Below are 15,526 nucleotides of genomic sequence, written 5' to 3' on the forward strand. Positions count from 1 at the left end.
AAAATTAAAGAAGTTCATTTTGTAAAAAGAATTTTCTCAACAGCTTTTTTCATGTCACTTGAAGAGATAACTTTCTTTGCACGCTTATTATGCTTGCTTAGAAGTTGTTCAATAGCACTAGGAAATTCAACATGACTCTTATTTTTAAGAGCTTGTAGTGCAGTAAAACCAGTTTCAAAGGCAGCAGAATCATGGAGACCAATTAAAACTGACTGGGGAAACTTATAAGGACTGGCAGTTGAGACAATGACGGTCGGTATTGTGGAATCAGGATATTTTTCCTTATACAGCCTAGCCACATAAGAGGCAACAGCCGTATGAGGGTCAATGATTGAACCATCAATTTTATAAATGCGAGAAATTTCATTAGCAGTTTGTTCTTCATCAGCAAAAGCTGCAAAAAAATCCGATAATGAATCTTTTATTTCCGAGGAAATACTATATTTTCCGTTATTACTTAATTGCGTCATTAAATCAATAGTTGCTTGAACATCTTCATTATTAATGTAAAAAAGAAGCCGTTCAAGGTTACTGGAGACCAATATATCCATTGAAGGTGAGGATGTTACATAAAATGGTCTGTTTTTATCATAAATACCTTCATTAAAAAACTCTGTCAGAACATTATTTTTATTAGATGCGCAAAGAAGTTTATTAATAGGCAAGCCCATCTTTTGGGCATAGTAACCAGCTAAAATATCACCGAAGTTACCTGTTGGTACACTGAAGTTGATAGCAGAACCTAGAGAGATCTTTTGCTGTTTAACCATTTGTGAATAAGCATAGAAATAATAAACGACTTGAGGAAATAGGCGGCCAATATTGATTGAATTAGCAGAGGAAAATTGATAATTGTCATTTGCCAATTTTTGAGAAAGTTTGTCATTGTTAAGTATTCTTTTTACATTTGTTTGAGCAACATCGAAGTTACCATCAACGGCATAAATAAAAGTATTCTTTCCTTTTTGAGTTAGCATTTGTTGTTCCTGAATGAAACTTACACCATCTTTTGGATAAAAAACAATAATTTTTGTACCTTCAACGTCTGCAAAACCATCCATTGCAGCTTTACCAGTGTCTCCTGAGGTAGCAGTCAAGATAACAATCTCTTTTTGTAATTTATTTTTCTTTGCCGCAGTTGTCATTAGATGTGGTAAAAGTTGTAATGCAATGTCCTTAAAAGCAATTGTCGGTCCGTGGAACAATTCCAGATAGCCATTATTGTCATGAAATGATAATGGTGCAATGAGACTTGTATCAAAATTGTCTCCATAGGCATTTTCTATACATTTTCTTAATTCACTCTCAGAAAAATCAGTGTAAAATAGGCGAAGAACACGAAATGCTAGTTCTTGATATGAAAAGTCAAGTAATTCAGATAAGTCAAAATCGATTTTGGGAATGCTCGTGGGTACATATAGGCCGCCATCGGAACTTAATCCTTTTAGTATTGCTTCGGATGCAGGAATGGTATTTGCTTTTAAATCCCTGGTGCTACGGTATAGTAAGGACATGGATTATTCGCTCCTTTTTACTTGTTAGAAGTTTCTCATTTATATATGAAGAATACCATAAATAGATAACTGATAACAGTATATGTGATGATGTAATTAAAAAAGTAGATAGTATGAAATCATATAAAGAAAACTTATTTTTGATTATTTACTCTAAATATTAGATTTTTATGATAGAATAGTTGCAATAAACAAAGTGGAGGATACAATATGCAAGTCGTTAATATTGGTGTTTTAGGGCTGGGAACAGTCGGAAGTGGTGTTGTCAGATTGTTGAAGGATCATGAACACAAGATATCTAGTATCACTGGTAGAAAACTTGTTGTTAAGACAGTCGTTGTACACAACCTCGAGAAAAAACGTGACGTTGATCTAACTGGCATTAAAGTGACTAATGATATCAAAGAGTTAATTAATGATGATGAAATTAATATTGTTGTTGAAGTTATGGGAACAGTCACAACGGCCAAAGAATACATTGAGTTATTATTAAGGGCTGGTAAGCATATTATTACAGCTAACAAAGATCTAATCGCAACACATGGATCAGAATTAGCAGAACTTGCTGATCAAAATAAATGTGATTTATTTTACGAAGCAAGTGTTGCGGGTGGCATTCCAATTTTGAGAACAATTGTTAATTCCTTTGCTGCTGATAGAATTATAGAAGTAAAAGGAATTGTAAATGGAACTACAAACTATATCTTGACAAAAATGAGCCAAAATAATATGTCCTTTGCAGATGCTCTAAAATCAGCACAAGAATTAGGCTTTGCTGAACCAGACCCTACAAATGATATTGAAGGTATAGATGCTGCATATAAGATGATTATTTTGACTCAATTTGCGTTTGGAATCAATATTGCCTTAGATGATATAGAAGTTAAAGGTATAAATGGAATAGATTTGGAAGATATTAAGCAGGCAAAAAGCTTGGGTTACAATATTAAGTTGTTGGGAATTGCTAAATTAATTAATGATAGAATCAGTGTTGCAGTTGGACCGGTTCTTGTTCCTGAGACACAGCCATTATCAGCTGTACAAAATGAAAATAATGCTGTTTTAGTTACAGGAGCAGCAGTTGGGGAGACAATGTTTTATGGACCTGGAGCAGGGGAAATGCCAACGGCTAATAGTGTACTTAGCGATATAATTGCTGTCACGAAGGACATAGTTTTAGAAACAACAGGAAATCGGTTTAATGATTTTTCACGTGAAGGGAAGCAGGCTTTGCCAGATGAGATTAAATATCCCTATTATATCTCACTAAAAGTTAAGGATCGTCCAGGTCAAATGTTAAAAATTACTGAAGTTATGACAGAACTTAATGCAAGTTTTCATTTGATTATTCAAAGCGAATACGATGATGTCAATGCCCGTGTTGTTATGACAACGCATAAGATGTCTGAACAGCAGATTAAAGAAATCATCAAAGAAATTGATAATCTGGAAGAAATTGAAGTGATTGCTTCATATAGAATTCTGTCAGAATAATCTTAAGTAAAGGTTGGAAAGATAAATGCAATTTGAATTTAGAGTGCCAGCAACAAGTGCAAATCTGGGACCAGGATTTGATTCAATCGGAGTGGCGGTTAATCTTTACCTCACAGTAAAAGTTTTAGGAGAAAGTAATAGCTGGGTTGTAGAGCACAATATGGGAAAAGTTTACCATGATGAACGCAATTTAATCATTAGCACTGCATTAAAAGTTGTTCCAACTCTTAAACCACATAAGGTAGTTGTGAGCTCCGACATTCCTTTGGCCCGTGGACTTGGTAGTAGTTCCTCCGCAATAGTAGCTGGAATTGAAATTGCTGATAAAATTGCTAACTTAAAGCTGACAAAACAGCAAAAATTAGAAATTGCGACTAAATTTGAGGGCCACCCTGATAATGTTGCTCCAGCAATTTTTGGAAATTTAGTTGTGTCATCATATGATGGGAATAGTGTGACAAGCATAGTTGCTAAGTTGCCTAGGGTGGAATTTGTTGCATATGTACCAAATAAAAGTTTACTGACAAAAGAAAGCAGAGGGGTACTTCCAGAGTTACTTCCTTTTAAAACAGCAATAGAGGGAAGTGCTGTTGCAAATACATTGGTTGCAGCTTTAATGATGGGAGACCTTGATAAAGCAGGCAAAATGATTGAATCTGACAGATTTCATGAGCATTATCGCGAGAAATTAGTTCCTTATTTAAAGGATATCAGAGAGGCAGCCCATTTATTGGGTGTGTATGGTACATATTTAAGTGGAGCTGGCCCAACGGTTATGATGATTGTGCAAGAAAAATTTGCTGCAAGAGTAGCAAAACAGTTATCAACTAGATTTACTGATGGGAAATTTCTGGTTATGAAAGTTGATGAAGTTGGCTGCAGGGAAGAATAACTAAAGATATGAATTCTAGAGGCTGGATCAAAAGGTATCTTTTGGTCTGGGCTCTTTATTTTTTTATTTTAAAGCATCTTACATAAAGCTTTTTATGCAATTTTGTAAAAATAGTAGAAACATTTTTATGAAATTGATTATATTCTATGGTAGTATTATACTGTATATTATGTATATTTTACCTTGATATGGTAGAATAAGAATTATATATTGTATTATATACAGAGGAGAAATTAATGACTCGCGAAATAGGGTATAAGGGTCAAAATAAGTCTTATTTATTTATAAAGCGTGTTATAGATATTCTCATTTCGAGTTTAGCGTTGATTGCGATGATACCAATATTTGTGTTGATGGTAATAATCTATAGCTTTGGAAAAAATAAGGGCCCATTGTTTTATAAACAGGAACGTGTAGGAAAAAACAGAAGAAAATTTTACATTTATAAGTTCAGATCAATGGTTGTAGGTGCGGCAGATGTATTGAAAAATGATGCAGAATTGTATAAATTATATGTCGCTAATAGTTATAAGTTACCTCCAGACAAGGATCCAAGAATAACAAAATTAGGTCATTTCTTAAGGAAAACATCAATTGATGAATTACCGCAATTTATTAATATATTCAAAGGAGAAATGAGCTTAATTGGTCCGCGACCGATTATTGAAGAGGAATTAAAAGAGTATGGCGATCGGGTGGACAAGTTTTTATCTGTTACTCCAGGAGCGATGGGGTACTGGCAAGCTTCTGGAAGAAGTAACATTGAATATCCTGAGAGATGTGAGTATGAGCTCTACTATGTAGATCATGCTTGCCTTTTATTTGACTTGAAAATATTGTTGCAAAATATTGTTGCAATTTTTAAAGCCGATGGAGCATTTTAGAGCAGTAAGAAAGTAGGACCCAATGAAAACTGAGATTTACGTGGTTAGCCACAAAAATATGAAGATGCCAAACGAAAGTATATATGTGCCTGTTCAAGTTGGTACAAATAAAGAGAATTTTAAGGGATTTGAAAGAGATAATACAGGCTTTAATATTTCTAAGAAAAATCCTAATTATTGTGAACTAACTGTTCAATATTGGGCATGGAAGAATAGGGCAGCTGACGCAAAAGGAATTGTACATTACCGTAGATATTTCTCTAATGGAGGAATGTTTTTTTTCAAGACACCTGATGAGAAGTTTAACGAGATTCTTAAGAGTGATAAAGTTGCGAGTCTATTAGAAAAAAATGAAGCAATTTTACCACGCAAGAGAAACTACTATATTGAAACATCATGGTCTCATTATGAGCATGCACATCATATTGAAGGGCTTGAAATTGCAAAAGAAGTTATTAGTGAACGTTATCCTGATTATATTGATGCTTTTGAGGAAGTGGTTAATAGAAAAGCTGTTCATATGTTTAATATGTTAATTGCAAAGAGCGAGGTATTTGACAGCTACACAGAGTGGTTATTTAATATCTTACCAGAAGTAGAAAAAAGAGTTGATATCTCTGAGTATTCCACATATGAAAAAAGAATTTTTGGATTTATTAGTGAAATCTTATTAGATGTTTGGTTTGAAAAAAATCAGATAAAATATACGGAATTGCCTGTACTCTTTATGGGTAAGCAAAATTGGTTCCGAAAAATTGGTTTATTCTTTTTAAGAAAAATGGGACTGAGTAAAAAAGCAGTATAATTTATTTAGGTTAGTTATATTTTTGAGCAATTTATAGATTGATTTCGGAGGGAAAAACAGATGACCAAGTATTTGATTGTTGGAGCAGGATTATTCGGAGCAACTTTTGCATATGAAGCTGCCAAAAAGGGGCACGAAGTTAAGGTAATTGAAAGACGTAACCACATTGCAGGTAATATCTTCACCAAAGAAGTGGATGGTATTCAAGTTCACCAATACGGAGCACATATTTTCCATACATCAAACAAAAAAGTGTGGGACTATGTAAATCAATTTGCAGACTTCAATCGCTACACAAACAGTCCGGTTGCAAATTATCATGGTGAAATTTATAACCTACCATTTAATATGAATACATTCAATAAATTATGGGGCGTTGTAACACCTGAAGAGGCGCAGGCAAAAATTGATGAACAAAAATCAGTTTTGAATGGTAAACGTCCTGAAAATTTGGAAGAACAAGCAATTTCTTTGGTTGGTACGGATATTTACGAAAAGTTAATTAAAGGTTATACAGAGAAGCAATGGGGGCATTCAACGAAAGACTTACCAGCTTTTATTATTCGTAGATTACCAGTTAGATTAACTTATGATAATAATTACTTCAATGATGATTATCAAGGAATTCCAGTCGGCGGATACACCCAGATAGTTGAAAAGATGCTTGATAGTGATTTGATTACTGTTGAGACAGGTGTTGATTTCTTTGAAAAGAAAGCTGAATATTTGAAGGAATTTGATAAAGTTATATTTACTGGGATGATTGATGAATATTTTGACTATTCATTAGGAGAATTAGAATATCGAAGTTTGAAATTTGAAACAGAGGAACTTGATGTTAATAATTATCAAGGAAATGCAGTTGTAAATTATACTGATGCTGAGACACCTTTTACAAGGATTATTGAGCACAAACATTTTGAATTTGGTAAAGGCGATAAAAATAAGACAATCGTTACACGTGAATATCCAAAGACTTGGAAACGTGGAGATGAGCCATATTATCCAGTCAATAATACAAAAAATAATACGTTGTATAAGCAGTATAAAGAGTTAGCAGATAAGGAAGCTAAGAATGTTTTATTTGGTGGTCGTTTGGGACAATATCGCTATTACGACATGGACCAGGTTATAAGTGCGGCACTGAATGTTGTAAAAGCAGAGGTCGAGGACTGAGATTAGTTTTCAACTACTAAAAATTTGAATATTGAAAAAAACTTCAATAATGGGGTTAGTTTGGAAATGATAAATAATATAAAAAAAGAATCTTTAATAGCTCCATTGAACAACAGAGTAGTAAAGTTACCGGAATTAATTTATTTATCAATGTTTGCTATATATATTATAGCGAATACATTTAGCGGGACAATGTTTGTTTTGAGTAGCCTTGTCAGCAGCAGTACATATTTAATAAGTGAATTATCGGTAATTGGGATTCTTATAAAGATTTTGTTATTTGATAAATGGGATTTAAAAAGTATAAGTATAATATTGTTGTCAGGATTAATTCTGTGGCAAATATGTACAACTTCGAGTGAATATCTATTTTTTTATTACTATGTGTATATAGTTGGTGCAAAAGATGTAGATTTTAGAAAAATAATAAAAGTATTTCTAGGTGCAGTCATTTCGGTATCTGTTATTGCAGCTATTGCATCTTTATCGGGAGTCATTATAAATGTGACAATTGGTAGATTGCTTGAGTCGACGGTTAGATATTCTGTTGGAGCGGTCTATCCAACTGATTTAGCCGCAAGATGTTTTTATATCTTGTTAGCTTACACGGCTTTGAAAAAATTTAAGTTTATGCTTCCTGAGTATATAGCTGCAATTTCTTTTTCAATCATGATTTATGCGCTCACAGATACACGCCTAGATTTTTTGTTGATGATTATGGTTATTTTAATTACAATTTTCAAAAATTTTATTTGTCATATTATTGAGAAAATAAAGATAAATATTGCGACGGGCACTATTTTTATAGTAATTTTATTAAACATAGTATTGGCCTATCTTTTTAAGCCTTCGGTTCATCTTTTCCAGATAGTGAATAAGGTTTTGTCTGGGAGACTGACATATGGGCATGAAGCTTTTAAAAACTACAATGTTACTTTTTTAGGACAGTTTATTTATCAAAATGGAAATGGTGGAGTGCATAATCAACCATTTGATTACTTTTATATTGATGTTTCGTTTATTCGTGTATTGATGATGGAAGGAATTCTTGCATTTTTTGTCTTATTAGCTGTAATTTACCTTTCATATCGTAAGTTTTATAATGAAAAGAGTTTTGTTTTGATAGTCTGGTTATTGCTGGCAATACTTAGTTCATTAATTGATCAGCATTTATATGAATTGTCTTTTAACATCATCTTTTTGGGATTGTTTGCAGATTTAAGTTATTGGCGAGAGAAAAGCATCGAGTGAAGTAAAAAACATGATATCAGTTATTCGATTGAAAATAAACATTAAATCGTTTACGATATTGTGTTTTTTTAGTGCAATGTATTAAAATGTGCTTGAGCAATGGCACAAAAAAGTAATACATGTAGTTTCAATAAATAAAATTAAGGACTTGGCTGAATGTAAGAACGAGATATGGAGAAAATCTAACTTTTTTGGGTAGTTATCTTTACCGGGAGTGAATGTTTAATGATAAGGGAGCATAAAGAAACGCTTGATATGACCCGAACTCTACAAAATTTAAGTTGTGAGCAAGAAGAAGTTAAGAGTTCGGTTTTGAATTTCGCAGAATGTAAGCTGATGGAGAAACAAAAGGGAGTATTTGTGATTGAAGGTCAAGCTGGAACAGGCAAAAGTGTTTTAGTTACATCGATATTTAACGAGATTCAAAGGGCTCACAATGACAAAAGTTCAGTTTTTAGTGGAACCAATAATTATGTTCTAGTTAATCATCCTGAAATGTTGAAATTTTATAAAAGAATTGCAGGAGAATCTTCAGTTTTATTAAAAAAGAACTTTGATAGACCAACCTCTTTTATCAATAAAATGTTAAAGAATACAGAACAAGCCGATATTGTGATTATTGATGAAGCACATTTATTATTAACTAAAAAAGATGTATATAATCATTTTTTCCAGGAAAATCAACTGCAAGAAATTATAAAGCATGCAAAGGTAGTTATAGTAATATTTGATGATAATCAAGTATTAAAAGCAAAGAGTTATTGGTCAAAACAAAAATTAATAGCAATTTTAGGTGAAAAAAGCATCGAAATTAAGCACTTACAAAAACAGTTTAGAGTAGAAGCGGACGCTGATGTACAAGATTGGATCGCTGAGTTTTGCAGTAAAAAAATTCAGCAAGTACCAAAAAAACAAAAATTCGATTTTCGAATAATGAATGACGCTAAAGAGATGTACGAACTTGTAAAAGAACATGAAAAAGCTGTAGGTCTTAGTAGGCTATTAGCAACATATGATTTTCCCTACCGTTTAGATGGAAATGATTATTTTGTAAAAGCAGGAAATTTGAATTTACGTTGGGATAGAAGTAATCCAAAAGAATCTCTGGCATGGGCGGAAAGATCAGATACAATTAATGAAGTAGGCTCGGTTTATACAATTCAAGGATTTGATTTAAATTATGCGGGTATAATTTTGGGACCTAGCTTAGGTTATGATGAGAAATCGAATAAGTTAATTGTTCGTCCAGAGTTTTATGAAGATCAAGCGGCTTTTAATGGGATAAAGCAACTAGGATCAAATATTGAAGCAACTAAGGAAAGATTAATGCTGAATGCTTTGCGTGTTTTGTTGACTCGAGCAAGGAAAGGTTTATATATCTATGCCGTAGATATAAATTTGCAAAAAAAATTACTAGAATGCTAATCGATGCTCATCATACAATGTAAGTTTATTTTAGTTCAAATAAGGAAGTGTAATATTAATGCAGACAGACATATCTCAAAAGACCCATTACATATCATGGCCTGTATTGGCTTTAATGAGTTTTGTTACCGTTATTGGATTCGACGATTTAATATACAACTTTAAAAATCAAGGAATAGGTGTAATAACATCTTGGATTTTGATGCTAACCCTATATGTTATTCCATATTCATTGATGGTTGGACAATTAGGTTCTGTTTTTAGCAAAGAAGGTGGTGGGCTTAGTTCATGGATTAGGGGTACAAATGGTGAATTTTTGGGATATTTTACAGCGTGGACTTATTGGGCTGCTTCAATTCCATATGTTGTTGATACTGCAAATTCAGTAGTAGTTGGATTAGGTTGGGCAATTACTGGTAGTGGAAAATTTCAAGCTACCATGACTAATGGACAATTTGCTTTTTGGACGCTGATAATTTTTGTGGTATTTATTTTAGTACAGTCTAGATTTAAGAAATCACTAGAGTTGTTGAGTTCTATAGGTGGGCTTGCAATGTTTGGCATGACAGTATTATTTGTAATCATGGCAATTGCTTCTTTGGGAATGGGGGGACATATTGAAACACAGCCTATGAATCTGGGAGCAATTATTCCTAAATTTGATTTAAAGTATTTAACGACAATTGGATTATTGATCTATGCAGTAAATGGATGTGAATTAATTGCACCATTTGTGACGAAGATGAAGAAACCTGCAAGTGAGTTTCCAAAGTCAATGCTTTTGTTAGTAGCGATGACAGCATTTTTAACTATATTTGGATCATTTTCATTAGGAATATTTTTTGATGCACATCATTTACCAAAAGATTTGAAAATGAATGGGTCGTATTATGCTTTTCAAGCACTAGGAGAACAGTATCACGTAGGCAATTTATTTATGTACCTTTTTGCATGGACTGAGGTTATCTATCTTGCAGCCCTATTGGCAGTTCTTTTAGATGCTATGACAAGAATGCTGATTTCGGATACAGGAGTTAGATTTATGCCCAAAATATTACGAAAAACAAACAAGAATGGGCTTCCAATCAATGGATATATTTTAACCTGTGTGTTATCAGGATTTATTTTATTGCTTGGAATATTTTTACCTGATATGAATGACATTTTTAACTGGTTATTGAATTTAAATGGTATTATTTCACCAGGCGTAACTTGCTGGATCTTCTATGCCTTTATGCAAGTACGGAAAAATCGTGCAAAGTATCCATCAACCTACGTGTTTATAAAAAACGATAAAATTGCGTGGTTTGTTGGACTTTGGGCTCTGATTATCACTGCAGTTGCGACAGTATTTGGTATATTCCCACAAGATGTTGCTTTTATGGGAGATACATGGTGGTATGAGTTAACAATAAATCTTGTTGCGATAGTGGTGTTGATAGGATTAGGTGCAATTTTACCGCTAGTAACAAGATATGAAAAAAGAAAGTAGATATTTAACAAAACATCCATAAAAAAACAGTCTGATAATAATTGTATAGATTAGAACACAGAGAAAAAGTTCAGTGTTAAGTTGATTAATAATAACTAACACAGAATCACAACAAAATTGTACATTGGGCGTTCAGCCTAGTATTTAGTGATATAAGAATTATGAAAGCTCTGCCTTTCTTAAAAGAGGAATGTTTATCTAAGCAAATGTAATTTTTAATCCAAAGAAAAATAAATAATTGACTTTTTATTTGTAAGATGTTTTAATGTTGTATAAATAAAACGAAAGAAGGATTTAACAAATGCATACCCGTACAGAACTTACAAATTCATATTATTATGGCTTTGCCTACGTTAAGTAGCATTCGTGTTTGAGGACACGGATGAAACGTCCGTGTCTGGGGTGTGCAAGGTTATTTTTTGCCAGCTAGACATGTTGTAGTCTAGCTGTGATAATAACTGATTCTTCGTTGAATATTCGGTTAAACCAGCTAGATGAAAAATTCTAGCTGGCTTTTTTTATTTTATTCATAAAGAATAAGGAGGAAAGAACATGAGTATGGAATCAGATAAACGTAAAAGACTGGCATTCGGGTTGTACTTGAACTATTTTGTTCATGGAATTGGTCTGATAATTTTAGCTCAGAATATGCAAGAACTTGGGAAGTTATGGGGACAACCTCTAGCAGTTGTTTCTTATGTTATTTCAGGGGTTGGGATTGGTCGCTTAGCTGCATATTTATTACTTGGCAGCTTGGCAGATCGATATGGAAGAAAGAGTTTTGTTTATATTGGAATTGGTAGCTATTTTGTATTTTTTATTGGGATGTTGCTTGTCAGAGATGTTACAGCTGCTTATGTATTAGCGATTCTAGCAGGTATTGCAAATTCAGCACTTGATTCAGGGACATATCCTGTTTTTCTTGAGATGGGAAAAAACAATGGAGCTTCAAATATTTTAATCAAGGCGTTCATGTCAGCGGGAGAATTTATTTTGCCTTTGGGTGTCTCTTTCATAGAAGTCAACAATCAATGGTTTGGTTGGTCATTTATAATTGCGGCGATGATCCTAGTTTTAAATGCAATAATTTTACTTCCAGTGAAATTTCCAGAAAAGAATCTTGCACAAGAGGCTGAACAGCAGTTATTTGCCCATATACTAGCTTGGCGAAGAAAATCACTTGCAGTTTTACTCTCTTTTTACGGATACAGTTCAATGGCTTTGATGATTTTGTATACACAATGGATTAGTCTATACGCTGAACAACAGCTGCATTTTAGCAACTTACAGGCTCATTTATTGCTTTCACTATATAGTGTAGGGTCAATTACAGGTGTTATTATTGTATTCTTGCTACTTCGGAAGAAAGTCGCCGAAACAACACTTTTAATATCATTGAACGCACTAAGTTTAATAAGTTTACTAGTAATTAATCTTACTAGCAGCAGTTTGTTAGTTAGCATTGCATCACTTATATTTGGAATGAGTGCGGCAGGAGGTATTATGCAAACTGGGTTGAATCTATTTTTGAAATTATTTTCAAAACACAAGGGATTAGTTACCGGAGTTTTCTTCACTTTTGGAAGTTTAGCATCTTTTTCAATTCCGTTGATCACAGGCTGGCTTTCAAAAGTTAGCATCAGAACAGTAGTGGAATTTGATATAGTGATTGCACTGATGGGTCTCTTGTTTTCGATAGGCATACGGATAGTTCTTGGATCTGAAATGAATCTTGCACAGGCTCGAAAAAGAATTAAATTAATTGATTATTTGGTAGTACATTTACTTGAATATCGTTTTAAACAAGTTAAAACTGTTGGTAGAATAAAGTTTTTGAATCAACAAATGATTTTAGATGAAAAGCAAGAACAAGTAGTACTCAACAGGATTTCAGTGCAGAGTTCAAATAAGGAGCTGACACCATATCTGCAGGATGTTTATCGGCATATTATGAAAAATTCACGAACATACGAGGCAGAGGACGTTAAAAAGAAAAAGTTAACAAAATAAGGGAGGGCTTTTAATTGAATTATATAACAGCAGGTGAATCACATGGACCGCAATTAACGGGAATACTAGAAGGATTTCCGGCAGGGGTATTACTTGATATAGACGAGATTAACCGGCAATTATCTGCTAGACAAGGTGGTTATGGGAGAGGAAATCGACAAAAGATTGAGCATGATACTATTCAAATAGTTGGTGGCGTACGTCATAAAAAAACATTAGGTTCACCAATTGCATTAGTGATTAACAATATTGATCATGCTCATTGGGCTAACATTATGGATCCAGTTGCTACCGAGACAGAAAGAAATACTTTAAGAAAAGTTACACGACCACGTCCAGGCCACGCTGATTTAATTGGTGGGATGAAGTACGGTCATCGGGACTTACGCAATGTTTTGGAACGGTCTTCTGCACGTGAAACGGCAATGAGAGTTGCACTCGGTGCAATTTGTAAACAACTTTTGAAGCAATTGGACATTAGTATTGTTGGGTATGTGGAACAGATTGGAACGGTCAAGGCATTAGGCAATCGAACAACCGATACAAAAGAAATCGTAAGCGAAATATCACAAAATGATTTACGGATTATTGATAATCAGAAAGTGGCTGAAATTCATGAGTTAATAGATGAAGCAAAGAAAAATGGAGATACTCTTGGAGGTATTATTCGGGTAGTTGTAAATAACTTACCAGCAGGATTGGGAAGTTATACTGGATGGAATACTAAATTGGATGCAAAACTCGCAGCAGCTGTTGTGGGAGTGAATGCAATGAAAGGTGTCTCTATTGGAGATGGTTTTGAGACTGCTGGTCAATTTGGCAGTCAGGTCATGGATCCAATTGATTGGCATAAAGAGACAGGTTGGACACGAACAAGTGATAATTTAGGTGGTTTTGAAGGTGGAATGACCAATGGAATGCCAGTGGTAGTCTTTGCTGCGATGAAGCCAATACCAACCTTATACAAGGCTTTGCAAACTGTTAATGTAGAGACACATCTACAACAAAAAGCCAATGTTGAACGTTCTGATACAACGGCAATTGTTCCTGCTTCAATCGTTATAGAGAGTGTGATTGCAATTGAACTTGCTAAAGAAATTCTGAATACCTTTGAGGGAAGTAATCTCGAACGTTTAAAAAAACAAATTGCTGATTATCGTCAAGAGGTTCGGGATTTCTAATGATTGAGAGCGAGGAGGGAAGTAATTTAAAAGTAATCAAGTAACACTAAGGATGATATATCGAATTATTAAGGAGTAGTTGCAAGAATGAAAAAAATTAAGTTAGATACTCTTCCCCCAAAGGGATTACACGGAACTGTTGATATTCCTGGGGATAAAAGTATCTCCCATCGAGCTTTAATGGTAGGTGCAATAAGCGAAGGGCAAACGACCATTAATCATTTTTTATGGTCGCAAGATTGTCAAAATACTTTAGAAGCACTTCGACAATTAGGAATTAAGATTGAAGCAAATAAAGAACAGGTAATTGTACACGGCAAAGGAGTAAGGGGGTTAGAGGCCTCTGCCCAACCACTTGAGATGGGAAACTCAGGAACTACAACTAGATTGTTAATGGGTTTGCTTGCAGGAACGGATTTTACTAGTAGGCTGCAAGGAGATAGTTCTTTATCAAAAAGGCCAATGAAAAGAGTTGCCGAGCCGCTTTCTAAAATGGGTGCTCAAATTGAAACAACCAAACTTGGGACTCTTCCCGTAATTGTCAAAGGTAGTAAAATTCATGGAACAAAACTTCAGTTACAAGTTGCGAGCGCGCAGGTTAAAAGTGCTGTTATTTTTGCGGCATTACAGGCAGATACTCCAATGACTGTAATTGAAAAGTTACCAACAAGAAATCATACAGAACTAATGCTACGTAAATTTGGAGCTGATATTTCAACTGAAAAAGACCAAAAGACAATTAATATAAAGCCAGCTAATAGATTAAGGGGGCAGGTTGTTAATGTTCCTGGTGATATATCATCGGCAGCATTTTTCTTAGTTGCCGCAACTATTGTGCCCAACTCAAGAATAACCTTGAAAAATGTTAGTTTGAATCCAACGAGAACTGGAATTTTAAATGTTTTAAAACGAATGGGTGCAAATTTTAAGATTTTATACAGAGAAAACAATGATGAAAGCTATGGAGACATTGAGATTAGCGCAAGTAATTTAAAACCAGTTAGGATAACGGGAGTTGAGATTCCTGCGTTGATTGATGAGCTTCCACTTGTGGCCTTGTTAGCGGCATGTGCTGATGGAAAAAGTGAAATAAGAGGTGCAGCTGAATTACGGGTTAAAGAGACCGACCGAATTTCAACAGTTACTCAGGAATTGAGCAAGTTGGGAGTGTCAGTCACTGAATTACCAGATGGGATGATAATTCATGGAAGGAAGAATTGGAAAACTAATACAGTAGAATTAGATAGTCATGGAGATCATCGTATTGGAATGATGCTGGCGGTTGCCGCTTTGCGTACAGATCAAGAGCTGTATCTCAATGATCCAGCAGCTATTGCAGTTTCATATCCATCTTTTTTTGAGGATTTAAAGTCCTTATTGAATGTTCGAAAATAGGAGTTAA

The 15,526-nt window shown here is 34.1% G+C and carries 12 protein-coding genes; 11 read left to right on the top strand and 1 reads right to left on the bottom strand.

Features of this window, described 5'->3' with window-relative positions:
* Positions 1–14 precede the first annotated feature (14 nt).
* Positions 15–1,514, bottom strand: coding sequence for a threonine synthase (gene thrC, locus G6O70_RS02980; protein ID WP_057869478.1), 1,500 nt, complete (start codon positions 1,512–1,514; stop codon positions 15–17).
* Between the two features lie 210 nt (positions 1,515–1,724).
* Here thrC and G6O70_RS02985 point away from each other — a divergent pair, with 210 nt between their 5' ends.
* From G6O70_RS02985 to aroA, 11 genes are all read left to right on the top strand, one after another.
* Positions 1,725–3,008: a homoserine dehydrogenase gene (locus G6O70_RS02985; protein ID WP_057869479.1), complete on the top strand. Its 1,284-nt coding sequence runs from the start codon at positions 1,725–1,727 to the stop codon at positions 3,006–3,008.
* A gap of 25 nt (positions 3,009–3,033) precedes the next feature.
* On the top strand, positions 3,034–3,900 hold the full coding sequence (gene thrB, locus G6O70_RS02990) for a homoserine kinase (protein ID WP_057869480.1): 867 nt from the start codon (positions 3,034–3,036) through the stop codon (positions 3,898–3,900).
* A gap of 236 nt (positions 3,901–4,136) precedes the next feature.
* The gene (locus G6O70_RS02995) at positions 4,137–4,784 is read left to right on the top strand and encodes a sugar transferase (protein WP_057869481.1); all 648 of its coding nucleotides are present in this window, start codon (positions 4,137–4,139) and stop codon (positions 4,782–4,784) included.
* Positions 4,785–4,806: 22 nt separating this feature from the next.
* Entirely contained in the window at positions 4,807–5,589 is a 783-nt protein-coding gene (locus G6O70_RS03000) for a DUF4422 domain-containing protein (protein ID WP_057869482.1), read from the top strand.
* 60 nt (positions 5,590–5,649) lie between these two features.
* On the top strand, positions 5,650–6,765 hold the full coding sequence (glf, locus tag G6O70_RS03005; protein WP_057869483.1) for a UDP-galactopyranose mutase: 1,116 nt from the start codon (positions 5,650–5,652) through the stop codon (positions 6,763–6,765).
* A 66-nt stretch (positions 6,766–6,831) separates the two neighbouring features.
* The gene (locus G6O70_RS03010) at positions 6,832–8,016 is read left to right on the top strand and encodes a hypothetical protein (protein WP_157047954.1); all 1,185 of its coding nucleotides are present in this window, start codon (positions 6,832–6,834) and stop codon (positions 8,014–8,016) included.
* Positions 8,017–8,241: 225 nt separating this feature from the next.
* Positions 8,242–9,441 carry a DUF2075 domain-containing protein gene (locus G6O70_RS03015; RefSeq protein ID WP_057869485.1) on the top strand — a complete coding sequence of 400 codons (1,200 nt, stop codon included), beginning with the start codon at positions 8,242–8,244 and terminating at the stop codon, positions 9,439–9,441.
* Between the two features lie 58 nt (positions 9,442–9,499).
* On the top strand, positions 9,500–10,933 hold the full coding sequence (locus tag G6O70_RS03020; RefSeq protein WP_057869486.1) for an APC family permease: 1,434 nt from the start codon (positions 9,500–9,502) through the stop codon (positions 10,931–10,933).
* A gap of 558 nt (positions 10,934–11,491) precedes the next feature.
* Complete coding sequence (locus tag G6O70_RS03025; RefSeq protein WP_057869497.1) at positions 11,492–12,943, top strand: MFS transporter; 1,452 nt, start codon at positions 11,492–11,494, stop codon at positions 12,941–12,943.
* 14 nt (positions 12,944–12,957) lie between these two features.
* A complete protein-coding gene (gene aroC / locus G6O70_RS03030) occupies positions 12,958–14,124 on the top strand; it encodes a chorismate synthase (protein ID WP_057869487.1) in 1,167 nt (388 codons plus the stop codon).
* A gap of 87 nt (positions 14,125–14,211) precedes the next feature.
* On the top strand, positions 14,212–15,519 hold the full coding sequence (aroA, locus tag G6O70_RS03035; RefSeq protein ID WP_057869488.1) for a 3-phosphoshikimate 1-carboxyvinyltransferase: 1,308 nt from the start codon (positions 14,212–14,214) through the stop codon (positions 15,517–15,519).
* The last annotated feature ends 7 nt before the right edge of the window (positions 15,520–15,526 follow it).

This window comes from Liquorilactobacillus hordei DSM 19519 (assembly GCF_019443985.1).
Lineage (GTDB): Bacteria > Bacillota > Bacilli > Lactobacillales > Lactobacillaceae > Liquorilactobacillus > Liquorilactobacillus hordei.